25 protein-coding genes are annotated in these 24,359 nt (G+C 40.1%); 4 read left to right on the top strand and 21 right to left on the bottom strand.

Features of this window, described 5'->3' with window-relative positions; all coding sequences use genetic code 11:
• Nucleotides 1–359: 359 nt before the first annotated feature.
• From flaA1 to CH362_RS11750, 7 genes are all read right to left on the bottom strand, one after another.
• Entirely contained in the window at nucleotides 360–1,301 is a 942-nt protein-coding gene (flaA1, locus tag CH362_RS11780; protein WP_100710531.1) for a flagellar filament outer layer protein FlaA1, read from the bottom strand.
• 21 nt (nucleotides 1,302–1,322) lie between these two features.
• A complete protein-coding gene (gene flaA2 / locus CH362_RS11775) occupies nucleotides 1,323–2,039 on the bottom strand; it encodes a flagellar filament outer layer protein FlaA2 (protein WP_100710620.1) in 717 nt (238 codons plus the stop codon).
• A gap of 34 nt (nucleotides 2,040–2,073) precedes the next feature.
• Entirely contained in the window at nucleotides 2,074–2,307 is a 234-nt protein-coding gene (locus CH362_RS11770) for a DNA-binding protein (protein ID WP_100710530.1), read from the bottom strand.
• 160 nt (nucleotides 2,308–2,467) lie between these two features.
• Nucleotides 2,468–3,271 carry a hypothetical protein gene (locus tag CH362_RS11765; protein WP_100710529.1) on the bottom strand — a complete coding sequence of 268 codons (804 nt, stop codon included), beginning with the start codon at nucleotides 3,269–3,271 and terminating at the stop codon, nucleotides 2,468–2,470.
• A 6-nt stretch (nucleotides 3,272–3,277) separates the two neighbouring features.
• The gene (locus CH362_RS11760; RefSeq protein ID WP_100710528.1) at nucleotides 3,278–4,387 is read right to left on the bottom strand and encodes an LIC10775 family protein; all 1,110 of its coding nucleotides are present in this window, start codon (nucleotides 4,385–4,387) and stop codon (nucleotides 3,278–3,280) included.
• Nucleotides 4,384–5,751 (bottom strand): DNA repair protein RadA, encoded by a 1,368-nt coding sequence (gene radA, locus CH362_RS11755; protein ID WP_100710527.1) that lies wholly within the window; start codon nucleotides 5,749–5,751, stop codon nucleotides 4,384–4,386. The genes CH362_RS11760 and radA overlap by 4 nt, the downstream gene beginning before the upstream one ends.
• Entirely contained in the window at nucleotides 5,748–6,386 is a 639-nt protein-coding gene (locus CH362_RS11750) for a ribonuclease D (protein WP_100710526.1), read from the bottom strand. Before CH362_RS11750 ends, radA begins: the two co-directional genes overlap by 4 nt.
• 106 nt (nucleotides 6,387–6,492) lie before the next feature.
• On the opposite strand from CH362_RS11750, the gene CH362_RS11745 reads away from it, so the two are divergent.
• From CH362_RS11745 to CH362_RS11735, 3 genes are all read left to right on the top strand, one after another.
• Nucleotides 6,493–8,418 carry a glycoside hydrolase family 36 protein gene (locus CH362_RS11745; protein WP_100710525.1) on the top strand — a complete coding sequence of 642 codons (1,926 nt, stop codon included), beginning with the start codon at nucleotides 6,493–6,495 and terminating at the stop codon, nucleotides 8,416–8,418.
• Between the two features lie 86 nt (nucleotides 8,419–8,504).
• On the top strand, nucleotides 8,505–8,966 hold the full coding sequence (locus tag CH362_RS11740) for a putative lipoprotein (protein ID WP_100710619.1): 462 nt from the start codon (nucleotides 8,505–8,507) through the stop codon (nucleotides 8,964–8,966).
• A gap of 115 nt (nucleotides 8,967–9,081) precedes the next feature.
• Nucleotides 9,082–10,827 carry a hypothetical protein gene (locus CH362_RS11735; protein ID WP_244280561.1) on the top strand — a complete coding sequence of 582 codons (1,746 nt, stop codon included), beginning with the start codon at nucleotides 9,082–9,084 and terminating at the stop codon, nucleotides 10,825–10,827.
• Here CH362_RS11735 and CH362_RS11730 read toward each other — a convergent pair.
• The 3 genes from CH362_RS11730 to CH362_RS11720 are packed head-to-tail and all read right to left on the bottom strand — an operon-like array spanning nucleotide 10,810 to nucleotide 13,591.
• Nucleotides 10,810–11,913: a SpoIIE family protein phosphatase gene (locus tag CH362_RS11730; RefSeq protein ID WP_100710523.1), complete on the bottom strand. Its 1,104-nt coding sequence runs from the start codon at nucleotides 11,911–11,913 to the stop codon at nucleotides 10,810–10,812. The two genes, CH362_RS11735 and CH362_RS11730, sit on opposite strands and share 18 nt — an antisense overlap.
• Nucleotides 11,914–12,729: a hypothetical protein gene (locus CH362_RS11725; protein WP_100710522.1), complete on the bottom strand. Its 816-nt coding sequence runs from the start codon at nucleotides 12,727–12,729 to the stop codon at nucleotides 11,914–11,916.
• 4 nt (nucleotides 12,730–12,733) lie between these two features.
• A complete protein-coding gene (locus tag CH362_RS11720) occupies nucleotides 12,734–13,591 on the bottom strand; it encodes a histone deacetylase family protein (protein WP_425269052.1) in 858 nt (285 codons plus the stop codon).
• A 152-nt stretch (nucleotides 13,592–13,743) separates the two neighbouring features.
• Between CH362_RS11720 and pyk the strand changes: the two genes are divergently transcribed.
• Complete coding sequence (gene pyk, locus CH362_RS11715) at nucleotides 13,744–15,168, top strand: pyruvate kinase (RefSeq protein WP_100710520.1); 1,425 nt, start codon at nucleotides 13,744–13,746, stop codon at nucleotides 15,166–15,168.
• Here the strand turns inward: pyk and CH362_RS11710 are convergent, their stop codons facing one another.
• From CH362_RS11710 to CH362_RS11660, 11 genes are all read right to left on the bottom strand, one after another.
• Nucleotides 15,169–16,038 carry a mechanosensitive ion channel family protein gene (locus CH362_RS11710; protein ID WP_100710519.1) on the bottom strand — a complete coding sequence of 290 codons (870 nt, stop codon included), beginning with the start codon at nucleotides 16,036–16,038 and terminating at the stop codon, nucleotides 15,169–15,171. It lies immediately after the preceding gene.
• A gap of 49 nt (nucleotides 16,039–16,087) precedes the next feature.
• The gene (aroB, locus tag CH362_RS11705; protein WP_100710518.1) at nucleotides 16,088–17,182 is read right to left on the bottom strand and encodes a 3-dehydroquinate synthase; all 1,095 of its coding nucleotides are present in this window, start codon (nucleotides 17,180–17,182) and stop codon (nucleotides 16,088–16,090) included.
• Complete coding sequence (locus tag CH362_RS11700; protein ID WP_100710618.1) at nucleotides 17,179–17,640, bottom strand: NUDIX domain-containing protein; 462 nt, start codon at nucleotides 17,638–17,640, stop codon at nucleotides 17,179–17,181. The genes aroB and CH362_RS11700 overlap by 4 nt, the downstream gene beginning before the upstream one ends.
• Nucleotides 17,641–17,651: 11 nt before the next feature.
• A complete protein-coding gene (gene rnc, locus CH362_RS11695; protein WP_208859576.1) occupies nucleotides 17,652–18,389 on the bottom strand; it encodes a ribonuclease III in 738 nt (245 codons plus the stop codon).
• Nucleotides 18,390–18,456: 67 nt separating this feature from the next.
• Entirely contained in the window at nucleotides 18,457–18,690 is a 234-nt protein-coding gene (gene acpP, locus CH362_RS11690) for an acyl carrier protein (protein ID WP_008594933.1), read from the bottom strand.
• 449 nt (nucleotides 18,691–19,139) lie between these two features.
• The gene (gene fabG / locus CH362_RS11685) at nucleotides 19,140–19,904 is read right to left on the bottom strand and encodes a 3-oxoacyl-ACP reductase FabG (RefSeq protein WP_100710517.1); all 765 of its coding nucleotides are present in this window, start codon (nucleotides 19,902–19,904) and stop codon (nucleotides 19,140–19,142) included.
• 107 nt (nucleotides 19,905–20,011) lie between these two features.
• The gene (plsX, locus tag CH362_RS11680) at nucleotides 20,012–21,016 is read right to left on the bottom strand and encodes a phosphate acyltransferase PlsX (protein WP_100710516.1); all 1,005 of its coding nucleotides are present in this window, start codon (nucleotides 21,014–21,016) and stop codon (nucleotides 20,012–20,014) included.
• Nucleotides 21,017–21,021: 5 nt separating this feature from the next.
• Nucleotides 21,022–21,222 (bottom strand): 50S ribosomal protein L32, encoded by a 201-nt coding sequence (gene rpmF, locus CH362_RS11675; protein WP_008593555.1) that lies wholly within the window; start codon nucleotides 21,220–21,222, stop codon nucleotides 21,022–21,024.
• A 56-nt stretch (nucleotides 21,223–21,278) separates the two neighbouring features.
• Nucleotides 21,279–21,908 carry an ATP phosphoribosyltransferase gene (gene hisG, locus CH362_RS11670; RefSeq protein ID WP_100710515.1) on the bottom strand — a complete coding sequence of 210 codons (630 nt, stop codon included), beginning with the start codon at nucleotides 21,906–21,908 and terminating at the stop codon, nucleotides 21,279–21,281.
• Nucleotides 21,909–22,646 (bottom strand): tetratricopeptide repeat protein, encoded by a 738-nt coding sequence (locus tag CH362_RS11665; protein ID WP_100710514.1) that lies wholly within the window; start codon nucleotides 22,644–22,646, stop codon nucleotides 21,909–21,911.
• Between the two features lie 21 nt (nucleotides 22,647–22,667).
• Nucleotides 22,668–24,350: a 30S ribosomal protein S1 gene (locus CH362_RS11660; RefSeq protein ID WP_100710513.1), complete on the bottom strand. Its 1,683-nt coding sequence runs from the start codon at nucleotides 24,348–24,350 to the stop codon at nucleotides 22,668–22,670.
• Between the last annotated feature and the right edge of the window lie 9 nt (nucleotides 24,351–24,359).

Raw genomic sequence — 24,359 nt, 5'->3', positions numbered from 1 at the left:
GTTCGGATGGGCGGTTTTTTTGTGTCTTAAGAGCCCTTTCAGATCAATTATAGCAGCTTAGGCTTATACGTAAACTAGAATTTGGGGGAACGAGGCTCAGAGTGCCTTTACGTGTCACTTAGGGAGTCATTTTGGCTTTAATTTTCGCACAGAGGCCATGGAGGTCACGGAGTTAAAAGAGACACAGAGTTTTATGGCACACAGAGGCACTAAGACACAGAGAGAATTTTTTAAGTTTTGTAAGACGCTCGAGACCCCTCCGTGACTCTGTGTCTCTGTGTGAAAAAACCTCTGTGTCTCCAAAAACAAAAAACGCGGGAGATTTCCCGCGTTTCATTAGAGTCGGATGTGAGAAAGGCTTACTTGCCGTTTCCACCACCTTCACATTCTTTCTCTGCTTTAACTTTCAACATCTTATCCAACTTACGTTTAGAACGGCAGTCATCTGCATCGAAGTCGATAGAAGCTCCGTCGAAGTGAACTTCGAATACGTCTGAAAGAACTCTAAGCTCATCAAAGAAGAGATATACAGTTTCTCCACTCGTATCGTTACGAGAGCGAATTTTAAATTGTTTGAATACAAGTGTCTTAACTTGAGGGAAAGAGTTTACGTCTTGAGGAACTCCAGGAGGAATTTCAAAAGTAAGAGGTCTCCAACCAATAAAGTCCAGATCTCCGAATTGGAAGATATGAGAATCACCTTTCCAATCTTCTAACCAACCTTCTAGGTTGTACTCATTACCACGACCGCAAACCCAAACAGAAACCGCTTTTACGATCCCTGGGAATTCAACACCATAGATCTTGAATTCTTTTCTTTTGTTGTTAGCGTCCAAGTAAGCCATTTTACGAGTGATCTCGTATTCAGGAGTGCGAGGAGGACGGATACTTACTGAGTTATCTCCTGGGAAAGTGAATGCAAACTTCACTCCCAAAACTTTTCCAGTTCCAGCATCTACGTTCTTGATGTCTCCAGGTTTTCCAGGAAGAAGTTTAACTTCTCTCACTGCTTGTGCGTTAGAAGCAGTAGGCTGGTATTGGGACTGTTGTCCTTGAGGAACAAGAGTATCCTTATCAGTACTTACTTCCCAACCGTAAGGAGCAGCACCAGGAGGATTATCCCAAGATTCTACAGTGATGGAGCGTAACTCCATTCCACTTACGTCGATACCGGTAGGAGATTCGATCCCGCCTTTTTTCTTTTTGATAAATTGCGCGCTCACGGTCCCGAGAAGAAGGATGGAAGAAATACCTACTACTACTGCCGCGGTGATTTTAGTTTTTTTGCTGAGGTTTTTCATACGTGTCCTACCGGAGTGATATCACCAATTGTCCTTAATTTCAGAACCAGGATACTTCGTATCAGATTTATCGGCACGAACTTCTAAATCATCTACATAAAAGTAGAAGCTTCCGCCAACTTCATGAACATCTGAGGTCACGAAGATAGAAACGAATCTTAGGTTCTTGTCCAATAATGCGAATCTGGTACTTTGAGGAACAAATCCTGGAACAGTTGCAGTTAATTTTCTCCAACCGAAATAATCCAAGCGGCCCATTCTGATATTGTGGGTTTTTCCTCGATAGTCTCTTAGTTTAACAAACAGAGTATGACGGAATTTTCTTCCCAGAGCCCAGATAGAAACCTGGCGAGCTTTTCCTTTCACGATATATTCGTGAGGAGGGAAAACTTCTACTCTGTCAAAACCTCTATCGGTATAATGAGTTTTGATTCCGAGAATATGGTTCTTCTCTAATTGGTCTCCACCATTATCCGGAACAGTATTCTCATCGAATACGTCACGGATCAGACCTCTTTGAACCATTTTAAGAGTTTTAGTCTCTCCCAGGGGAGTAGTAGACTTAGCTCTCCAGTCTTCGGACTCCTCGAAGTTTTCGAGTATAATTTTCTCGAGGGGATCCGGTGCTTGGCCGCCTTGACCACCGCCTTGGTTCCCTCCCGCTGGCTGCTGACCGGAAGTCCCGGTAATCGCCAAGAAAAAGAGAACGCTAGCTAATAAGTACGTCTTTTTCCCCATGAGAACATCTCCTAAAGATTTAGTGCAATCCAATCTAATTCTGAGAGGGAGGGATGTCCGTAATTTCTCCATCCTGAATCAGGTCTTGGAATTTACGTAATACCTCGATCATCTTTCCGACACCTTCTGCCGGAATGAATATGGAAGATTTTTTGCTATTGGACCATTCGGAAACTTTTAAATAGTATCCGTTCTCATTCCGTTTTAGATCTACCAGAAACTTTTTGTTCTGGGTAGCGACCTTCTCCGTTAGGATTTCGGGGTCCAAATAGATTTCTCCTTCCCGTCTCTGTGTATAAATATCGGTAGCCTAAGTTGCAAAATTAGCCAAGTAAAAAGTTTTTTGCAATTCAGAAGAAAAAATTGAAATAATCCCGTTCCGAGACCGAAAAGCCAGCTGCACTCGCCCGCCCTTTTTTGAGACATAACTAATGTTTCCTTTTATTCCAAACAAGGATCCCAATGATCCAGATATAGTTTAAGGCGAGAAGGCCCGCAAGCCCGAGGACTCCCATATTGAATAAAACTTCTTCCGGATTGGAGATTGGCAGAAGGATCCTTGGGTTTTTGGGAAGATCGAAACCGAACTTTTTACAGGCTTCCTGGACTGCTTCCGCATAATAAGAGTTTAACCCTGCAATATTCGAATGTGACAGAGACTGCCCTACTCTTCCGTTTTGTTTCTCCCAATCGCATACTTTTTCGGAGAATTGAGGGCAGACTGCCCAGGTTAGGACCTCGTCACCTTCTTTCCAATCAGCAGAAACCCAAGGCGCCACATGAAAATACAATGTTTTCTTAATAGAACCAGGAGTGGTCTTGGTCACCTGGTATTTGTATAAAAACTTGGAATCTGTAAATCTATAGATATGAGAATTGGAAACTCCACTTTCTTTTTGAAAGATGGTCTGTTCTGGAGATTTTAACCCCAGGAAAAAGCCGAATGCATGGCTGAGATAAAGTGCAGAAACAGGCGCGGAGATAAATCCAAGGAACAAAGCGAAGAATATACTATTTCCATAAAACTTGGTCAGCCTTAAGGTCATAAAGAACATAGGAAGAAATAAAAAACCAAGGCAGGCGATCGTGGAGATCAATGTCCCGAAAAGACCAATCGGTAAGAAAAGTGCTGCCATTCCGTTTACAAACAGGAGGCCCAAGCCGAGTAATCTCCAAGGAGGTTCAGGCTTTTTAGGTCTTTGGTTTTCCCAGTTTTTGACTAAGGCAAACATTCCCTCCTATTCTACGACGATAGAGGAAGAAAATCCACTCCAGATTTTGGTGCCGAGGGCCTCTAATTTGCTTGGATATGCCAAAGAGAATAGCATTCCTCTGGTCCCTCTTAAATAAAATTTTTCCAAAACGATGATCTGGCTTTTGCGACCATCTTCCCCCACAAAATCGAAACTCGTTCTATATAGGTCCCCTTCTTTTTTGCGAAGATAATTCCATTCTCTCATGGTCCTGGAATTGATACCTCTAAGTGAATCCCATATTATATAATAATTTTGCGCGTTAAAGATAGAAGGATGAAAATGGAGTGTGGTTCCTACAGTAAAAACGATCCTATCCGGGCGGAAAAATAGGATACCTTCACTATTCTTTCTATATTCTTTTTCCCAAGTAGAAGGTCCTCCTTCCACTGGAAAGTTTTGGTAGAATCTATGCACCTGCCAGAGATAATCTGAATCTTCTCCAGAAAACTCTCTGTCTTCGTCAGGAAATAAATAAGTAAGATCCGGAGGAAGATCGAATGAATATGCAAAGTCTGAACTTCTGATCTTTAAAACTTCTGGCGTCCAACAACCAAACGGATCAGTGAATCTTTGTAATTCCTTTTCTTTATGAGAATATTGGTCTAAAAATTTCCCGAGGAGTTTTGCAGTTTTTTCATAACCTTCCGGCACAAGTTTTCCATATCTCAATCGATAACAGTACATGGAACCTTTTAAGAGACGGATCGCAGAATATGGATTTGCATGTTTTTGCAAACTTTCTGCCTCGCTATAATGCAGATCCAATTCTTGTCTGTTAGGAAATACTTCTTTATAATTCCGATCCAGTATCATTTCGACTTTTCCGTCTTTGTAAAAGCGATAATTACGAGATCTGGAATCTGTCTTCCAAACATAATGAGCACTTAATCTAAATGCAGTTTGGAGCCTATTATAAAGTAATTCTTCCTTCTTCTCCTGATCAGGAAACCATGGCTGACGCAGAAGTGGATCTAATTCTTGAGAAAATGCAGGACCAGAGAAGAAAAAAGTCGAAAACGAAAGGACAGTATATAATAATTTTATAATATATGAAGTTTGCAAAAACGGATTGGCTATAATCCAAGTTTTCACTTAAACAAACCTTCTAATTCTCTTAGGGCGCTAATTCCTACAATTTCCATTCCAGGGATTTTTTCTAGCTCCGCCAAATTTCCTTTTGGAAGAAAAACTGTTTCGATCCCAACACCTTTCAGCTCTTTTAATCGAAGGGAAACTTGCCCAACAGAACGAACTTCTCCGGAAAGCCCAACTTCTCCAATGACTGCAAATCCTGATTGAACAGGTCTTTCGGTATAACTAGAAAGTATAGAAGCACAGATTGCAAGGTCGAGTGCTGGTTCGTCCACTTGCAATCCTCCTGCCAAGTTTCCGAATATATCACATTCTGATAATGTATGTCCCAAGTATTTTTCGATGACCGCCGCAAGGAGTATGAGTCTTCGAGTGTCGGGACCTTCTGCCATTCTTCTTGCTTGAGAATAATTAGTTCTACTTACCAAGGCTTGGACTTCTACACTGAGAGCTCTGCTTCCTTCTACAACGGAACTGATAACCGAACCACTTTTTCCTTCCGTGAGAGAACTGATAAATACTCTTTGTCTGTCTTTTACTTCTTTTAAGCCGGATTCCAACATTTCGAAAACTGCAAGGTCTCCCACTGCGCCGAATCTGTTTTTTACGGCACGAAGAAGTCTGAAATAATTCAGTTTGTCCCCTTCGAAGTACAATACCGTATCGACTAAATGTTCCAATACCTTAGGACCTGCGATCGCTCCGTCCTTAGTAATATGTCCTGTCATTATAATCGGGATTCCGGTGCGCTTTGCAGTTTCTAAGAGAACCTGTGTACATTCTCTGAGTTGTGTGACTGTTCCTGCTTGGTTTGGAAGTGCTTCTCTTGTAAGAGTTTGGATTGAATCTACAAATACTAGATCGGGGGCAACATCCTCGACCATTGCGGAAATATTCTCAGCGTATGTTTCGGAGGAAAGAAGAAGGCTCTCTGATAGAACATTCATCCGTGCTGCTCTGAGTCCAACTTGAGCCGCAGATTCCTCACCAGATATATATAATATTTTTCTACCTTGAGAGACCATACTTCTGCTAATCTCTAAGATGAGAGTGGACTTACCTACACCAGGTTCTCCACCTACTAAAATTAAACTTCCAGGAACAAGTCCTCCGCCTAAAACCAAATCCAATTCAGAAAGTCCTGAACTCAGACGTTTTGTATCATCTGAAGGAATAGAATCTATAGGAACAGGTTCCTTATAGACTGCAGATTTTTTATAACTGGGAGTAGAGGAAAAACGATCCCCTCCCGATTCTTCTACAATCGTATTCCATTTTCCGCAGGATTCACATTTACCTGCCCAACGGGAAAATTCCTGTCCGCAGGATTGGCAAAGAAAGGTTTTGGAAATTTTCTTTTTCAATGTTCGAATAAATTCTCCATTTGGAGCCAATCAATCTGATTGAATACAGGGAGACATTGGAAAGCTTCTTGAGCAAGTTCGTATCTTCCTTCTCGGATCAATATCTGAGTAAGTTTTTGGGAAAGAGAGATTAGGAATAAAACATCTCCGGAAGCATATTCAATCTGATCCTTAGTTAAACTTTGAGCGCCCCAATCGGAAGACTGATTTTTTTTGTCCAAGGTCTCGTCGAAAAATTCTCTGATAATATCTTTCAGACCATGTCTGTCTGTATAAGTGCGAGCAAGTTTGGATCCAATCTTAGTACAAAAAACTCCCTTGGTTAAAATCCCAAGTCTGTATCTTAAGAATAAAGTATCCATCCTAGCAAAATGGAATACTTTTATAATATCAGGATTTTCGAATAATTTCTTGAGTAGAGGAGCTTCTGTTTGGTTGGGCAGAATTTGTACCAGGCTCACCCTATTTTTGGAATCACAGATTTGGACCACGCAAAGACGATCTCTTCTTGGATTTAAACCCATCATTTCGCAATCTACTGCCAAATGATCGTCCTCTAAATATTCTTTGAATCTCTCTTCTGAAAGATCTCCCGGAAAAAGATCCGGCTTATTGTTCGCGCGGTTAGATGCCATAAAGCCAAAATAATCGAATAGGATCTCAGGTCCGCAAGAAAAGTCCGGCCTCCCCGGCGGTTTTTTTCCTTTTCTATCTTTCGAATCAGTAAACCATCGTCCTAGAATGAAAGCAGTTTTGCGAACCCGTATCTATGAAGAAGAACAAAAGTCTCAGTTTGAGTTTCCGGTAGGAAGAGCGGAGACAAAGAGCGATTGCGGGAATTATAAGTTTTCCTTTAAATTAGTCAAATCCCAGGGTAAATCCACGTATGCTCCCATTTTAGAATGGATAGCAGAAAGAAGGCCTCCTGCTGGTTTAGAACTACTTACCTTCGAGTGGGAACTTCCTTCTCATGGGATCAAAGAAGGTAAAATTTTCAGACATGGATACCAATCCTGGAGTCTCTCCGCTGCTGAAAATTTAGAAGACGCAGATATTTCCCCTAAATTAGGATTTTTGCAATACTCCCAAGAAAATATTTATTCGGAACATGCGGGAGAAGAAGGCAACTGGATCTCAGAAGCCTACGTAATCCTTTTACCTAAAAACGGAGACTCCAAATTTTTTGCGGGAGCAGTTTCCAAAGGAGAAGAAGGAGTTAAGTTTAAGATCCTAATATCACCTTCTTCCAAAAAAACTGCTGATAATTTTTTTAGCGGAGATATTAGAGTAGTATATGATTTCTTCCGTTTCGAAGATTTTAAAGGAAATAAACTACCACTCACCCAGATCCGTGTTTCCAAATTTACAGGCGACGAAGCGATCTTTATTAAAAATTATTTCGCAGAACTTGCAAAAAATCTAAAAGTAAAACTTCCGGAAACACAGGTTCCAACAGGTTGGTGTTCTTGGTATCATTACTATACTAAAATTTCAGAAAAGATCATTCTTCAAAATTTGAAAGAGCTTAGATCCAAAAATCTAGGATTAAAAGTTTTTCAAATTGATGATGGTTACCAAGCAGAGATTGGAGACTGGTTAGAAACAAATGATCGTTTTCCAGGTGGAATGGGTTTACTTGCAGAAGCAATCCGTTCCGAAAAATTAATGCCTGGGATCTGGCTTGCTCCATTCTTAGTACGTAAAAAATCCAAATTTTTCCAGAAATTTCCAGAAGCAGTTTTAAAAGACAGAGATGGAAATCCGGTAGCTGCACTTTGGAATCCAAATTGGGGAGTAGATTATACTTATAGTTTAGATGTGACCCACCCTGCGTCTAAAGAATTTTTAGCCACGGTTTTCAAAACCATAGTTAAAGAATACGGATACAAATATCTAAAACTGGACTTCTTGTATTCTGCATTACTTCCTGGTTGGACTTATGACAGAAGTTTATCACCTCATACTCGTTATGCGGAAGCAATCAAATTCATCCGAAAGGTAGTTGGAAAAGATATATTCATCTTAGGCTGTGGAGCGCCGATGCTTCCTTCTGTCGGATTATTCGATGCGATGAGAATTTCCTGTGATGTGGCACCTTTCTGGTACAGAGAAAAATCCAGGATCCTAGTAAAAGATAGAAACGGGCTCTGTACCGAAAGAGCACTGATTAACGATATCACAAGAGCTTCTATGCATAGAACACTTTGGCTGAATGATCCGGATTGTTTGTTAGTTCGTAAAAAGAAAAACAGCATGACTGAGGCTCAAACAAAGATCATGGCAAGTATCATGTCTGTCTCTGGAGGAATGTTATTTGTCTCCGACGATCTAAGTTTAGTAAACGAAGACAGACTGGAATTATTACAAAAAAGTTTAGCACTCCAATCCAAGTGTAGAAGCAAAACTCCGCTTCCAGTCGGACTCGGAACTGAGTTTTTCCCGAGCGCTCTATACAATCCTTCCGGTTATTTAGGGATTTGGAATCCAAGTAACGAAAAGAAAGAGATTTCGCTCTCCTTATTCTTTCCTTGGGACAAAAAGAATTCTATAGATTATTGGACAGGAAAAAAGCCCGACTCTTTGGAAATAGATTCCCGTAAAAAAATTCTCAAAATTGAAATGGAACCGTGGTCCACAGTGGTCCTATATTCCGGAAAACAAAGTTGACTCTTACTGAATTCAGGAAGAGAATAGGCGCGAACGTGTCAGAAACTTTCTTCCAAAATTCGGAAGATCCAAGGCGAGGTACATCAATGAAATTTTTTCACAAAATTCTGGGCGCAGGTTTACTTACATTCGGGATCCTGCTATCTCAAAATTGTTTTATAGATTCCATATCAAATTCACTTTCTAAATCTTCGGACTCACTACAAAGTATTTCCAATGCTGTTGTCTCCGTAGTTTCTTCCGTTTCCTCTTCTTCTAAAGACGAGGCAGCAGAGAAGAAAGGATATAAAAGAGATGTGGAAAATTTAACCGCTTTCTATTTACAAACTGGATCCACTCGTTCTTCCGAATTTGAATCTGATCTTGCAGAACTCGCTTCTAAAAACGGAGTGATCAACTGGAAAAACTCAGAAAGCACTTATGTTTCCATAGGAAGAGGGCTCAAAAAAGCAGGAGTTAGTGAAGAAGGTTTTAAAAGTTTTGCCGCAAACGTAAATTTCAAACCTGAAATCGCAAAAGCTCTGGAAAGAGGCTATCTTTCCCTCTAATTTGAGATCGAGTATATATAAGCGGCTCTTTTTAAAGAGTCGCTTCCTTCTTCTTTTTTTACTTCTCCCTTTTTCTAATCTCCGCTCTGAAAACAGCTATCTAGATTTCATCTATGTGGATGCGAATACCGGGCAATCCAGCGGTGGGCATTCTGCACTTAGATTCGATGATACAGTTATTCATTTCCAATACTATCCAGATGAAATATTCAGAGTAGTCCGTGAATCTTACGAAAGGTTTTCCTATTCTTATAATACTTACTCCAATCGAACAAGTAAGATTGCTCGAATAACAATTCCAGAAAAGGATTTAGATAAGATCAGAACTGGTTTTGAAAAATTAGCCTTAATACAGTTCAAACATATTAAAAATTTAGAATCTATTAGATCAGATGTTCAATTTCTAAAAGAAATCCATAGACCAGAAAAAAATATAAAGATCAGAACATTCGGTTATTTCAAAAAAGAAGAAGGAGCCAATCTTTCCTCTTTAAAAGAAGAACTAAACTCTGCACTTGGTAAAGGTTGGCTCGGGAAGATACGAACTCAGATCAAAAAAGAACTAAACTCTGCATCTACCGAAGGAAAATTTGCGACATTCTCAGAGGCACCGGCTGTCCAAAATGGGAACTATCCATTTTATAAAGAAGGGATTTCCTCTTGGTTTCTACCGAGGTTAGAAAAACTTTCCGTTTTAGAAATCCTGGATTTAGGATATTCTTTAGATCCTGAAACGATCTTTATTTCTTCCGGAGCTTCTTTAAGCGAAGAAGAAAAAGTAAAACTTATTTCATTAAGTGATTCACTCAAATCTTCTATTATAGAACTAATTAAGGAAAAGAATTCAAACTGGGGCCATAGCGTACTAGTCAACCTGGCAAGATTTTTAGTCTTAGAAAAGAGCATAGAAGAAGGTAAACTATACTTCTTAGTCACCTTTCCTGAATCAATCTCACAAATCACCCCCACCACCTGGTCCAAGGACAAAAAAGGAGTGGAAGCAAGTTCGGATCTGCTATTAGAAGCTTCTAAAACATTTAGAGAAGAAAGAATAAGATCGGAAAATCTAACAGAAGAAAATTATCTTGCCTGGGAAGATTTAGAAAACAGGGACTGGGAATTGAGAACAGGATTAAGCAGAGGAATTTCAATCCGAAATACTTTTGATAGACTTTCTCCTGATCTTTCCGGAAATTTTGTATTCTCTTTTCCTACTCCTGAATCTGAAATTATCTCGGAATATTTAACTCGTTCCGAAAAAGAAGAATTCACATATTATGATAATCTAAAGCAATTTTATACTTTCAAACTTATCACCAAAAACTGCACTTCTGAAATTTTTGATTCTTTAGAAATAATCCTAAACGAAAAAGAATATGAGGTTGTTCTTGGAAAAAGAATAGATCCTCATTCTTCCCTTACATTCATTCCATTTATTGCCTATGATTCTATTACTGAAAAATGGAATGTAAAAGAAGAAACTATAGAACTTTCTCATAGAAAATTAGCTTTAGAAAAATTATACGAATCAAATTCCAAATGGAAAACATATCTAAAAGAATCTAATGTTTTTAGTTCCAGTATTTACAGGGCCAATCCGGATGATTCTTCTTTTGTTTTTTTTACAGATGATGTGATTCTGCTCAGACCAGTTTATGGGATCGTAAACTTGGGCTGGGGAATCGGAAATTTTGCTTTGGGAATATTTACTAGCCCATTTGACAAAGGCAAAAGAATTACGAATGGAATGAACTCAGTATTCTTCTCTTTGCCCGAATTAGTATTTTTTAATATTCGAAAAGGAACCTTTCCGAACGCAAAACCAAATCGTTCCGAAAGAAAATTAGAGTTTCAGAAGTAGATAACTAGAATCGTCTCTGAATTCTCTAGTAGGCAAACTCACCTTGCTGAAAGTTCGGATTGCTTCCTGGTAATCTTCTATACTTAGCCCTTTTTTGCGGACATCTTCCAATTCTTTGAATAGAGGACTGGAAAGGCTGTTTAATAATCCATCACTGTATAAGAACAAAACATCTCCGGACTCGTAAGGAATCTCGTGTGACTCAAATTCAAGAGCATCCATGATACCAAGTAACTGTCCCGATTTTTCGTTCAGAAGTTTTTGTCCGGCGGCCTGGTATAAAACAGGGAAAGGATGGCCTCCCCTTGCATAACAAATTGTCTTTTTTTCCAGATCGATCACGGCAACCGCAGCAGTTAAACTATGAGTTCCTATCTCTTGGGAAAGTTCAAGATTCATTCTTTTAAGAACATTAGAAGGATCCTGGCTTTCTTTATAAGCTTCTCTTGCGATGCTAGTCATGAGAAGTCCGATCAGTCCGGAAGTAACTCCATGATCCTCGATATCTCCAAGAAGGACCATTACCTTATTTCCTATTTTAGAAAGAACATAAAAGTCTCCGCTCACAAAAGAGGCAGGAGTATTATCTACAATCACTTCCAGAGGAGAAATTACAGGAACAGAAAGTATCTTTTTTTGGATCTTAGAGGCAAGTCTTAGATCTCTCAGGATATTTTCATCCCTCGCTTCCTTCTCCTTTAGCAAAGTATAATAATCCAAAGCTCTTTGGACCGCGATACGAACTGTCTGAAGAGAAAATGGTTTTAAAAGAAAATCAGAAGCCTTATGAGTGAGAGAAGTCACCACATTATTGATATCCCTTTCTCCAGTCATCATGATGACCTGGGTGGCAGGAATCAAATTTTTGAAATAAGGTAGGACGTCCAACCCGCTGGTTTTTGGCATATGGATGTCCAAGAAGACGATTGGGTTGGATTCTTTTTCGAAATATTCCTTACCCTTCTCCACTGAATCAAAAAAAGTAGAATTGTAACCTAGTTTGGAGAGGAGAATTTCCAGGGCTTCTCCTACGTCTCGATCGTCGTCTATGATCAGAATTTCAGGCTTAATCGTAATTGATGTCATCTAATCGATCCTAGAAAATTCCCTGGTCTCGGAAATTCTGGCAACCATAGAATCATACTGTTCGTCAAACAAGGATTTTTCGAGGTACGGATTGGTCGCGGACACCATTTCTCCGTAACTCCAGGAGTATACTGCAGAGGCCTGGTTATCTAAAATTTTTCCGGAATGGATGGCTCCGGAGAGAGATCTTAGATTTTCTTTTTTAAAACATCTGAGTAATGCTCTAAATTCTCCCTCTTTTTCAGGAGATAAATATCTGAAATTTTTATGAAATAGAACTGCGTCGTGAAAATATTCAGGAATATTAAAAGCACCTGCTGCTCCAATTTTTCCGGAAAGTAAACGGATAAAAGAAGTGATCTCGTTCATTATATTCAAGCCTGGATATTCTTGGCCTTCGAATAATTTTTTCTTTTCTCCCAATTTTCCGAGCCTTACGTTTTGGCTTAAAAGCCAATCAATATAGATCATTGGAAAAGATTCATTTATCTTTTTGAAAAGAAAGTCTGAAAATTTCAAACGCATATGAACTAAAATTTCGTTCTCTTCTGTTTTGATATAGATTCGATTATCAACTTCTGAAATTCCATGGATCTCTAATTTTGTTTTTTGGAATCCCCTGAACTGCAACATTTCGAACATTCCAGATTGTTCCAAAAGTTCATGAACTTCCTTAGCGGAGAATCTATTGAATAGAGTATCTTCTATCCCTAAATGTGTTTTGAATTCTCTATTTACGTCGATGAGACCTAATGCCTCTGGATCGATATAACTCTGACCCGATGTGGATTTATCTGAACCGGAAAATATACTCATGTAATTAAATTAAGGAGGCGAAAACCCTGATCGTATTAAAATGAATACGAACTGTGTCGTGGAAATTCCTTGCATAACCACCTGCTGGCATAACCACCACGGGAATATCCAAAGAATCCGCAAAAGTTTTTACCATTTTATCCCTTGCCTTCAATCCATCGAAAGTAAGCTTTAGATCGCCTAAAGAATCATCTTCGAAAGGATCCGCACCCGCGAAATAATAGATCAGATCCGGTTTGAATTCTTTTTGGATCTTATCCAAGCCATCTTGTAAACGGGAAAGATATGTTTTGTCACCCGTCCCGTTGTCCAAAGGTATATCCAGATTGGACTTCTCTTTTTTAGGATATAACTCTTCTTGGTGCATAGAAAAAGTCCAAACCGAAGGGTCTCCTTGGAAAATTCTAGCGTTCCCATTCCCTTGGTGAAGATCCAGATCTATAAATAAAACCTTTCGTTCCGGATATTTTTGAAGATAAAGTTTCGTCGCGATCGCAGCATCATTTAGATAACAAAAACCTTCTGCACGATCCGGCATGCTGTGGTGAAATCCTCCACCGATATGATACACATATTTATAATTTTCGGTCATCTCAGTCGCAAGAATGGTCCCTCCCACTCCTAGACAAAAACTTCTGACCATAGTTTGATTGAGAGGGAGCTCAGAATACATGGTCCGATCCGTATATCGCAAATTCATAAAATCAGAAATGAATTCTGGAGTATGGACTAGGCTTAATTCTTCCTCTCCGACCGGGGCCGGTTGGAGGGCAGGCAAAGAAGAAAGTTTAGGATCTTCCTTGACTTGATTGTATATCATTGCGTATTTACGTGCGGGGAATACGTGAGGACCAAGGTCCATATTGTATTCCGGATGATAAACTAGAGCGAGCCGTTCTAACAGTTGGCGCAATTGGGTGTGCCTTTTTTTTCCCAAGCTTACCCTTCGGTTTCGCCCCGTAAAGAACGAAATAGCATTCTTAAATACGTCCAAATTTTCGGAGGTTCCCATTCATGTTTAGCCCGGAAAAAAAAACCAAAATGGTCTGCACCATTGGCCCTTCTTCCTCAGATGAAAATACTATCACCGCACTTCTCCGAGCCGGAATGGACATCGCGAGAATGAATTTCTCTCACGGCACTCACGAAGTTCACAAAAAAGTTTTTGAAACTTTGCGAAAATGCGAATCCGAGTCCGGCGTTCCTCTCGGCATCATGGCGGATCTGCAAGGACCAAAAATCAGAACCGGAAAACTCCGGGTTCCCCAAATCGAATTGGAAAAAGGAAACAAAATCAGACTTTTACCCGACGCGGAATACTTAGGAGATTCCGAGGCGGTCGGCACTACCTACCCTGCCATGATAGAAGATCTTCGTTCGGGAGACAAACTATTAGTAGATGACGGTAAACTCGTACTAGAAGTTGAATCCAAATCAAGCAAAGAAGCTGTTTTAAAAGTTATAATAGGAGGAATTCTAAAAAGCAACAAAGGAATTAATTTGCCGGGAACTCCTATCTCTGCACCCGCACTTTCCGAAAAAGATCTACTGGATTTGAAGTTCGCATTAAATTTAGGAGTGGATTACGTCGCATTAAGTTTCGTAAGAAGAGCCTCCGACTTAGAACTTGCTAGAGAAATGATGAGAGGAACACAAACAGGGCTCATCGCCAAAATAGAAAGACCAGAAGCGATCCGTAATATAGATGAAATTTTAGAAGCAGCCGACGGGATCATGATCGCGAGGGGTGACTTAGGGGTAGAAGTAGAAACAGAAAGAGTCCCAGTTTTACAAAAAGAACTTATCTATAAAGCGAACCGCGCAGGCAAGCCAGTGATCACCGCCACTCAAATGTTGGAATCCATGGTAGACAATCCAAGACCTACAAGAGCAGAAGCAAGTGATGTTGCAAATGCAGTTATGGATGGAACAGATGCAGTCATGTTATCCGGAGAATCTGCCAGTGGAAAATATCCAGTGGAATCAGCAGAGATGATGGCTAAGATTCTAAGAGAAACTGAAAACTTAGATAGAATCTACGAGATCCATTGGAATTTAAAAAAATCCGAATTAGAAATAGAAAGAGCGGCACTCGGTTCTGCCGCAAGAGAGATCGCTCATAGCATCAATGCAAAAGCAATAGTGAATTTTACAAGAAGTGGTTATTCTGCACTCATCACTTCCGAAATGAGACCTAAGGTTCCTATTCTTTCATTTACTCCTTATTTAGCGACTGCAAGAAAGATGAAATTATATCGTGGTGTTCAACCTTACGTAATGCCATTTATGGAAACTTTCTTTGATATGATCCGTTATATGGAAACTAAACTTCCGGAAGATGGAATGTTAACTCCTGGAGATATAGTCGTTATTCTCTCCGGAGCACCGGGCGGAGAAGCTAAGTCCGTGGATTTTTTACAAATTTATAAAATACGATAATTACAAGAACTGAATTCCAGCATCTGCAAATTCTTTCAGAACTTCCCTGGAGATCCTAGCCTTCTGGTTTCTCTTTTCTTTGATATGGGTTAGATACCTAAGAGAAAATAATACTCCACCTTCTTCTACATTTATGTACACGATGGGTGTGGTCTTACCTAAGCGAACCAAATAGTTTTTGGAAAGTTCTCTTACTGAATAATCTATTTTATGTTGGTCTATGATGGATCCGTTTTTCAAAATTCCGTTCAGGATTTTTTCAGCGGCCTCCCAATCAGAACTATGAGGGATCTTGATCCTGAATTCGTCCCATACAAATCCCATTTTTTCCTTCACCACATAAACTTTATGAAGAATGATCGTATGATTCGGAAGATGCACCAATCGATTTGTGGATTGCTCCGATTTAGGGTCAGGACTTAACTCCATCAAAGTGAAACGATTGATCCCTATATTGACTACATCCCCTTTAATACCTTCGATTTCTATCCTGTCGCCTACTTCAAAACCGTTGCTACCATGTATAAGCAACCAACCCACATAATTCAAAGTAATATCTTTTAAAGAGATTACGATACCGGCTCCAGCAAGACCCATCACTGTAGGAAGATAAGATAGTCCGGAAAAAATTACAGGAAGAAGGGATACTGCTCCCACAACCACAAACAAGATCCGAGTCACTCGCCTGCGATTATATCTGACAGAATTATCAGCAGGAGGACTGATCCTATCGAAACTCAAAACGAAAGTTTTATAAACGATTACCAGGGTCAGGATAAAATACGCGACCAGAACGAACTCTTCCGTGATAGTTCGTTCCTTCGAGTTCAGAAGGAAAATCGGATTTAATAACCGTAAAATTTCTTCCATGATGAGAGAGCCCAGGCTAAAGAAACTCTAAGCCAAGGCAAGGCGAATTCTAATCCATCTTCTTCTGTTTTCTAAAAGCAGAAGCTATCTCTTCCAGTTCGATTGGAATATCCCAAATTGGATTCCCAGGAGACTGAAGAAGAACAAATCGAACTGAATTTCCTACATTCTTCTTATCATGAAGAGTGTGTTTTGCTACCTGAGTGGATTTACTTTTATCATGATACGGAAGATCATATGCTTTTAAGATCTTTTTCAAGGCCTCAATCCAAGCAATATCCAGGCCTTGTTTTTCAGCGGAAAGAATAATTGCAGTCAAAAGCCCGATAGAAACTGCTTCTCCATGAGAATACCTTCTGTAATTTGTAAGAGACTCTATGGCGTGAGCGGTAGTATGTCCTAAGTTCAGGACTTTTCTTAAACCGGTTTCTCTTTCATCTTGGGAAACTATATTAGCCTTATATAAAATAGACCCAACGATCAATTCCAAAAGTTCTGGAGAAGTATGATCGTAGACAGATTTATCGTTTGAGCGGACCTTCTCCAGATATTCTCCTCCGGACAAAAGACCATGTTTTACGATCTCTGCCATTCCACATCTCCACTCTCTTTTGGGCAAAGTGGACAATGCAATCAAAGGCAAATATACAAACTCAGGTTGGTAGAAGGAGCCGATCATGTTCTTCCCAAGATCAGCATTCACTGCTACTTTTCCACCTACAGAAGAATCTACAGAAGCAAGTAAGGTCGTAGGAATTTGAGCGAAACGAATTCCTCTTTGGAATGTGGATGCGATAAATCCAGCAAAGTCGCCAACTACTCCGCCGCCCAATGCAAGGATCAAACTTTTGCGGTCCGCTCCGAGCTCTATCAATTTATTATAAACTTCTGCAGTGCGGAGAATATGTTTATTTTTTTCTCCGCCTTTAATATAAATTTCGTGATGTGGAATCCCAAGACCGGAAAGTTCCGATTCGTAAAACTTGGAAAACAATCCTGAAAGTTTTCTTTCCGTAAGTATAAATATGGAAGAAACAGGATAAAATCTTTTGATCGTTTCTCCTAAGCCCCTGAAGTCTGGGTGGATCTGTACTTTATATTCTTTTGAAAATGCTCTGATCTGTACTTCCCGGATAGGATTCATTTATCATATACCCATTGGCTTCGTATAAAAGGAGCCGGTTTGTATTTTCCGGAAGAAAGAAAATCCTTAATATCCGGTCTTATATCCATTTCTAAAACCGCACCCAAAGGAAAATAGCCGAATCCTGTGATCGCCTTTTCTTTCAGGTTCACTGTCGGGTCTTGCTTTTTAACGGTGGCTAAGAATACTAACTGAAGAAGATGACGATTTCCCTTAGGATCAATGGACTCATTCAAAAATAGAAAATTTGCGCTGGTGATATCCAAAGAAAGTTCTTCTTTTAATTCTCTTTTAAGAGCGTCTTCTGCACTTTCTCCGAATTCAATTCCGCCGCCAGGCAATAACCAATAATAGGCATCCTTCTTTTTTTGCTGCAAAAGAAGGATCTCTCCCTTACGATTTCGGATCAAAGCGGCAACGCGGACCCTTAAACCTTTCTTTTTAAAAAAGAATTCCATATTAGATTTCATTAAACCTTGATCTTTAAGGCCTTTAATAATTGTTTCGCGGCGTCTTGTTCCGCGAACTTTTTATTCTTTCCCTTACCTTCTGCAGAGTATTTGTCCCGGATGGATACACTAACGTAAAAGGTCTTTTCGTGATCCGGCCCGATCTCTTTTAGTAATCTGTAAGAAGGTAGAAGTTTAAATTTTTTTTGGCAAATTTCCTGGAGGATGGATTTAAAATCCGTGGCCTCTTTTACTTTATCGGAATTTTTAATGTAATCTATAAGATGTTCGAGTATAAACTTCTCAGCTGCTTCCATTCCTTGGTCTAAATAAACCGCACCGACCAAAGATTCAAATAGATTGGCCCCCAGTTTTTTTTGGGCGCCTCCCTGACCTTCTCCTCTTCCTAATAAAACGTAAGAAGTCAGCCCTAATTTTTCGCTGAGCCCGTTCAACATTGCGGTAGAAACCAAGGTTGCTTTTTTTCTGGAAAGTTCTCCTTCATTCGCAGAAGGATTTGTTCTGTATAAATATTTTGCGACCACGAGTCCGAGAACTGAATCCCCTAAAAACTCAAGTCTTTCGTTATCTTCTTTGTACTGTGGATTTTCGTTTCTGTAAGAACTATGTATGAATGCGATTTCTAAATAAGAAGGTTTATTAAATTTTAAACCAAGTTCGGACGCAAGTAGAGAAGGATCCTTCCTATTTTTAGGATCAGTATTGCTTTGGTTCTGATTGTGTTTTTTTTTTATCAAAGGATTTTGATAAAAGGAATAGAAGAAAGACTTCCGAGTTCCCGTAAGAACCCGGAGGTCTAGTCAATTAGGACTTTAGAGTGTCGATGAACTTAATTACGTCTCCGACGGTTTGGATCTTTTCAGCATCCTCATCGGAAATTTCAACGCCAAACTCTTCTTCAAGAGCCATAACGAGTTCAACTGTGTCAAGAGAGTCTGCACCAAGGTCATCAATGAAGTGTGCTTCAGGAGTCACTTCAGACTCATCCACTCCAAGTTGCTCAACGATAATAGACTTAATCTTTTCGAAATCTGCCATTTGTTTCCTCCGTACCACCGAAGTGGTATGTAAGTTTTAGTTAGGTTTAGAATCGGGGATGAATTCATCCACCGATTTTTAAACATTTTTTTCTCAAATGTTTTGGCAAGCGATAACGGATTGGAAACGGGAAAAAAACTGAATATTATCCAAATTTCCTTTTCATATTTTTTTCAAAGAAGATGTTCTATAACTTACGTATTGGATCGACTTAATAGATCAAAAATTCCGATCCAGTCCTATATTCAAATAATCAAAAAGTCACATTTCTAATATTTGATATTGAGACTATTCTCGATCATTTGTTCGAACGCCGTTCGGATTTATAATTTTATGGAACATTACGAGAATTTTTCTAAGAAAGTATTGATTGGTTCTGCAAAAAAACAAAACAAAAGCCCGGAAAATTCCGGGCTTTCTTACCTGTACTCAGATTGAGATCTAAAGTATTAGGCTTGGACACCTGGGAGGAATCCCCCACCGTTCACTTCGATCACTTGTCCTGTAATGAAAGAGGAAATATCAGAAGCTAAGAACGCGATAGTATTCGCGATATCATCTGGTTGTCCTGCTCTCTTTAAAGGAATCGCAGCTACCATTGCAGTGCGGATCTTTTCAGGGATCGCATCTGTCATTTCAGTAGCGATAAATCCTGGAGCGATCGCATTACAACGGATCTTACGACCAGCCATTTCCAAAGCTACCGCTTTAGTCAGACCGATTACACCTGCTTTAGAAGCAGAGTAGTTAGTTTGTCCAATATTCCCGTTCACTCCAGCGATAGAGGAAAGGTTGATGATGGATCCACCGTTCGGATTTTTTGCCATAAATTTAATAGCTGCTTGGATACAGTTGAAAGTTCCAGTCAGGTTTACTGCAATTACAGCGTCCCACTGTTCTTGTTTCATTCTAAGCATAAGAGTATCTTTAGTGATACCTGCGTTATTCACTAGAACGTCTATTGAACCGAAATTATCCACAACAGCTTGGATACCAGCTTGAGCGGATTCTGCATTTGCTACGTTTACAGCGACTCCGATTGCTTTTACACCTGTTGCTTTTGCGATTTCGTCCGCAGTAGCTTTACTTGCCTCTTCGTTTAAGTCGGCAATGACAACGTTTGCGCCTGCTTGCGCTAGTTTAAGAGCGGTTGCTTTACCGATTCCGCGGGCAGCCCCGGTTATAATGGCGTTTTTGCCTTTCAAATCGATCATTGGTTTTTTCCTTACCAGATTCTGCGGTTAGCGTATTTTTCGGGCCTGGGGGGTCAAGTGATTCTGGGTGTGTAGCGTTCACCTTGGAGTTGGTGAAAGAGAGAATATTAGAACTTTGCCTTCTCTATTTCTTCTTTGATCCTTTGGTTCAGGTTCCTTTCGGCACATTCTACCACCACTCGGATCGCATTTCTGACTGCATGTGCATTAGAAGAACCATGTCCAATTAAACAGGTTCCTTCTACACCAAGAAGAAGTGCTCCACCATACTCAGCATAATCCAATCTTTTCTTGATTGCAGTGAATGTAGGTTTAAGAAGAAGCGCCCCTGTTTGTGCAAGACTGGACTGAGCGATACTTTCTCTGAGTACAGCAAATATGGATTTAGAAAGACCTTCAGTTGCTTTCAGGACTATATTTCCGACGAAACCGTCGCAGACTACTACGTCTACATCCCTTCCACCACCGTAAAGATCTCGTCCTTCTACATTTCCTACAAAATCGATCGGTAGTTTTTTAATAAATTCGAATGCCTTTACTGTGACCGAGTTTCCCTTCTTATCTTCTTCTCCATTGGATAAGATCCCAACCTTTGGTTTATGGATATTGAAGATAAGCCTGGAATATATCTCTCCCATGATAGCGAACTGAGCCAAATACTCTGGCTTACAATCCACGTTTGCACCTGCATCTAAAAGAAGTGTAGGAGCTCCTTTCTCTCTTGGGATGGGAGCAGCAATCGGAGGTCTAAGAACACCTGGAATTCTACCCAGATATAATAATGCAGCAGCCATAGTGGCTCCAGTATTTCCAGGCGAGAACATTCCTACGCATGTTTTGTCAGCAACTAGTTGAGCTGCTTGCACAACAGAAGAATCTTCCATAGCGCGCACCGCAATGGAAGGAGAATCATTCATGCCTATAATCTCACTGGCGTGAACAATCCTGATCTTGTTTGTATCGTATTCGTATTTGAGGAGGGTCTCGCTGATATCTTCTTCTTTACCAACGAGAATGACGTTTCTGCCGTCTTGATTTACCGCGTTAACGGCACCTTCTACGATCCTATCAGGACCGTAGTCGCCGCTCATTGCATCGACGGCGACCCACATATTGATTAGTTCTCTTCGCTAGTCTTCCTGACTTTCGGTTCTACCACTACACGGTCTTTGTAAAAACCGCAAACAGGGCAGATTCTATGAGGAGGTCTGAAGGAATTACAGTTCGGGCAAGGAACTAGATTCGGTTTGCCGATCGCATGATGGGCCCGTTTCATCCTCACTTTTGATTTAGATTTTCGTCTCTTAGGAACTGCCATTGTTTTTCTCTATAGATAAGGTCGATTTACGACTATGTTTTTTTTAAAGGCGGAATTCACAACTGTTTTTCAGTCAAAGCAAAGGAATCTAGGAACTCCCCAACTTCTGCCCGTTTTGTGTATAAGGCGGAACGGTTAAATACCAATCTCGCCGTGGATTCCATAATAACTTCGATTTCTTCCAGATTATTGGCTCTGAGAGTGCCACCTGTGGATACTAAATCCACGATACAATCCGATAAACCCACTAAAGGAGCGAGTTCAATACTTCCGTAAAGTTTGATAACTTCGCAGTTAATCCCTTTTTTCAGGAAGAAGTCCTTGGCAATATTCGGATATTTTGTCGCTACACGGACCTTTCTTTCTCCAGAACTAAGGCTCCAACCTTTCGGGCCTGCCACTGAAAGTCTGCATTTCCCTATAGCCAAGTCCAAGGGAAGAAGAAGGTCATAACCACCTTCCAATAATACGTCCCATCCCACGATACCAGCATCCGCAGAATTTTGTTCCACGTAAGTCGCAACGTCTTGGGAACGGACCAGTAAAATGCGGACCTTCCCTTTTGGGTCTTTATATATAAGTTCTTTGGAATCAGGATCGGGACGGCCAGAAAGCCATCCCCTTTCGAGCATTAGTTCTATGCTCTCTTCGGCAAGCCGTCCTTTCGGAAGGGCCAAAGTCAGCATTTAGTTTGCCTGGCTGCTTTTTAGTAGAAGATAAGTAGCTAGTTCTCTAACTGCTTTAAATTCTTCAGTAGGAGAAGCAATGTCTTGGTCTAAAACTTTCTTAAGTAGATCGATTGCTTCTTCTTTTTTGCCGTTTTGTAGTTTCAAACGACCTGCTTGGTAAAGACTCCAAGCATAAAATCCAGAAACATTCTTACGGCTACTTAAAAGAGAAACGGAAACTCCGTAATCGGATTCAGCTTCCGCGAGTTGGTTTGCACTTTCTCTATAGTTTCCTGCGATATAAAAATAGTAAGCCTTCACTTCTGGAAGCTCATCTATTTTTTTACCCGCAAATTCTAACTTCTCTGCCGCTTTTTGGTATTCTCCGTTTTTAGCATATAGATCTCCCAAAGTTTTGGAAAGTCTGATATCTAAAGAAGGAGAACTATATATTGAAGCAATAGTTTCGTATTTTTTGATCTTATCAGCGATCTCGGTCATTGGAGAAAGAGCCAGCTCCTTCTCCACTTTTTCGATGGCGAGGGTACCCTTGCGGAATTGTTCTGCTCTGTATTCGTTCCAGCTAACAACAGTTAGCACGGTTACGAATAAAACACCTACTCCGAATAAAACCTGCTTTTTATTCTCTCCAATCTTGGAGAATAAAATAGCGAAAAATCTTTCTGCTCCGGTAAGACCAGGATAAGGATCTATATCCGTAATAGAAGCACCTGTTTTAGGTTCGAATCGTTTCATCCAAAACTCCGAGAGTCGTCCTTATTTTAAGGAAGAATTGATAAAGCTGCCTAAACTTTCTCTGGAAGGAGTGTCGGAAGTTTTCAAATACTTCGCCATCTCTTCTCTTTCTAAGGCTTTGTCGAAATCCTTGATAGACAGAGAGATTTTCTTGTTTTTGGAATCGATCTTAACTACAGCACATTTTACGATATCGCCAGGCTTATAAGATTCAGCCAAGTTGGTATCTTTCCCGCCAGGGATCTCGGAGATGTGAACTAGTCCTTCGAAACCAGGTTCGATTTCTACGAACATACCGAAGTCAACGATACTTTTGATCTTTCCTTGAACAACGGAACCGATAGGATAACGATTTCTTAATGCTTCGTAAGGATGTTCTTGCAGTTGTTTTAATCCGCAGGAAATTCTTTGCGCGTCGAAGTTAATGTCTAGGATAATATATTTAACCTCTTCTCCTTTTTTAAGTAGAGAAGTTGGGTTCTTTTGTTTTTCATCCCAAGTGATATCGCTGATGTGGATCAGACCTTCAATTCCATTTTCCACTTCTACAAATGCGCCGTATTTAGTAATACCGGTTACTTTTCCAGTAAGAACATTTCCAACTCTAACTTCAGGACCTAAAGCATCCCAAGGATTCGGTTGAAGTTGTTTTAAACCTAAAGATAATCTTCTGCTTTCGAAGTCGATGTCTAGGATAAGAGCTTCTACCTCTTGTCCTTTTTTCAGAAGTTCTTTTGGATGAGGAGGTTTTTTAGCCCAGGTCAATTCAGAAGTATGAATTAAACCTTCTAAACCTTCTTTCAATTCTACGAATGCACCAAAGTTAGTAAGAGAAGTAACAGTTCCACGGATGACCATGTCTTTTTCCAAGGAACGTTTCGCCCAAACCCAAGGATCTTCATACAGTTGTTTGAGTCCTAATGCGAGTTTGTTGTTTTCTTTCTCCATTTCAAGAATTTGAAGTTCAATCTCTTGTCCGATGGTGAAGTACTGTTTGAATGGTGCGAATTTTTTATACGAAATATCTCTTTGTCTGAGGAGTCCTACAACTCCGTCCAGATCACAGAAAACTCCGAAGCTTGCAATTTTGGAAACAGTTGCTTTAACTTTGTCTCCAACATTAACTTTAAGAGCAAGAGCGTCCCATTTTTCATTATTCACTTCGTCTAGAAGTTTTTTTCTGGAAACAACTCCGGAGCGGGTGCGTTCGTTGATCTCGATTACTTTGAAATCAAGTTCTACACCTTTGTAATTTTCTCCATCGGAGAATTTATAGCTAAGTTGAGAAGCTGGAAGGAAAAGTTCAGAACCTTCTACGTTAACGATGTAACCTTTTCCTTTAATCTCATTTATCAAACGTCCGCTGACTTGATAACTATTTTTGAATGCGTCTTTAACAACTTCCCAACCTTTTCTTTGGTCGGCTTCTTTTTTAGAAAGGATACATCCTGAGTCTGTGGACTCTTTTCTTTTTACAAGTGCTGTAACTAAAGATCCGATTTCCGGTTTTTCGTCAAACTCGGAGCGAGGAATTCTTCCCTCTTGTTTCAATCCTTCGATTGCCACATAGACGTTATCGTTGTCTACGGATACGATTTTGCCTTCGACCACTTGGTCTTTGCGAATTTCGGCTTCGTCGTTTTTCTTTTCTTCCCACTGTTTGAAAACTTCTGCAAAAGTGGACTTGTCTTGTTGGCTACTCATACGGATTGA

The sequence above is a fragment of the Leptospira saintgironsiae genome, assembly GCF_002811765.1.
Classification (GTDB): Bacteria; Spirochaetota; Leptospiria; order Leptospirales; family Leptospiraceae; genus Leptospira_B; species Leptospira_B saintgironsiae.
This window is presented reverse-complemented; position numbering and strand designations above follow the sequence as displayed.

Coding starts and splice junctions, on each gene's coding strand:
- CH362_RS11710 (WP_100710519.1), bottom strand. CDS start 16,038: ATGGAAGAAATTTTACGGTTATTAAATCCGATTTTCCTTCTGAACTCG.
- acpP (WP_008594933.1), bottom strand. CDS start 18,690: ATGGCAGATTTCGAAAAGATTAAGTCTATTATCGTTGAGCAACTTGGA.
- pyk (WP_100710520.1), top strand. CDS start 13,744: ATGTTTAGCCCGGAAAAAAAAACCAAAATGGTCTGCACCATTGGCCCT.
- CH362_RS11700 (WP_100710618.1), bottom strand. CDS start 17,640: ATGGAATTCTTTTTTAAAAAGAAAGGTTTAAGGGTCCGCGTTGCCGCT.
- CH362_RS11665 (WP_100710514.1), bottom strand. CDS start 22,646: ATGAAACGATTCGAACCTAAAACAGGTGCTTCTATTACGGATATAGAT.
- flaA1 (WP_100710531.1), bottom strand. CDS start 1,301: ATGAAAAACCTCAGCAAAAAAACTAAAATCACCGCGGCAGTAGTAGTA.
- rpmF (WP_008593555.1), bottom strand. CDS start 21,222: ATGGCAGTTCCTAAGAGACGAAAATCTAAATCAAAAGTGAGGATGAAA.
- CH362_RS11745 (WP_100710525.1), top strand. CDS start 6,493: ATGAAAGCAGTTTTGCGAACCCGTATCTATGAAGAAGAACAAAAGTCT.
- CH362_RS11750 (WP_100710526.1), bottom strand. CDS start 6,386: ATGGCATCTAACCGCGCGAACAATAAGCCGGATCTTTTTCCGGGAGAT.
- CH362_RS11765 (WP_100710529.1), bottom strand. CDS start 3,271: ATGTTTGCCTTAGTCAAAAACTGGGAAAACCAAAGACCTAAAAAGCCT.
- CH362_RS11725 (WP_100710522.1), bottom strand. CDS start 12,729: ATGAGTATATTTTCCGGTTCAGATAAATCCACATCGGGTCAGAGTTAT.
- aroB (WP_100710518.1), bottom strand. CDS start 17,182: ATGAATCCTATCCGGGAAGTACAGATCAGAGCATTTTCAAAAGAATAT.
- CH362_RS11720 (WP_425269052.1), bottom strand. CDS start 13,591: ATGGACCTTGGTCCTCACGTATTCCCCGCACGTAAATACGCAATGATA.
- CH362_RS11730 (WP_100710523.1), bottom strand. CDS start 11,913: ATGACATCAATTACGATTAAGCCTGAAATTCTGATCATAGACGACGAT.
- flaA2 (WP_100710620.1), bottom strand. CDS start 2,039: ATGGGGAAAAAGACGTACTTATTAGCTAGCGTTCTCTTTTTCTTGGCG.
- hisG (WP_100710515.1), bottom strand. CDS start 21,908: ATGCTGACTTTGGCCCTTCCGAAAGGACGGCTTGCCGAAGAGAGCATA.
- fabG (WP_100710517.1), bottom strand. CDS start 19,904: ATGATCGATTTGAAAGGCAAAAACGCCATTATAACCGGGGCTGCCCGC.
- CH362_RS11660 (WP_100710513.1), bottom strand. CDS start 24,350: ATGAGTAGCCAACAAGACAAGTCCACTTTTGCAGAAGTTTTCAAACAG.
- plsX (WP_100710516.1), bottom strand. CDS start 21,016: ATGTGGGTCGCCGTCGATGCAATGAGCGGCGACTACGGTCCTGATAGG.
- CH362_RS11740 (WP_100710619.1), top strand. CDS start 8,505: ATGAAATTTTTTCACAAAATTCTGGGCGCAGGTTTACTTACATTCGGG.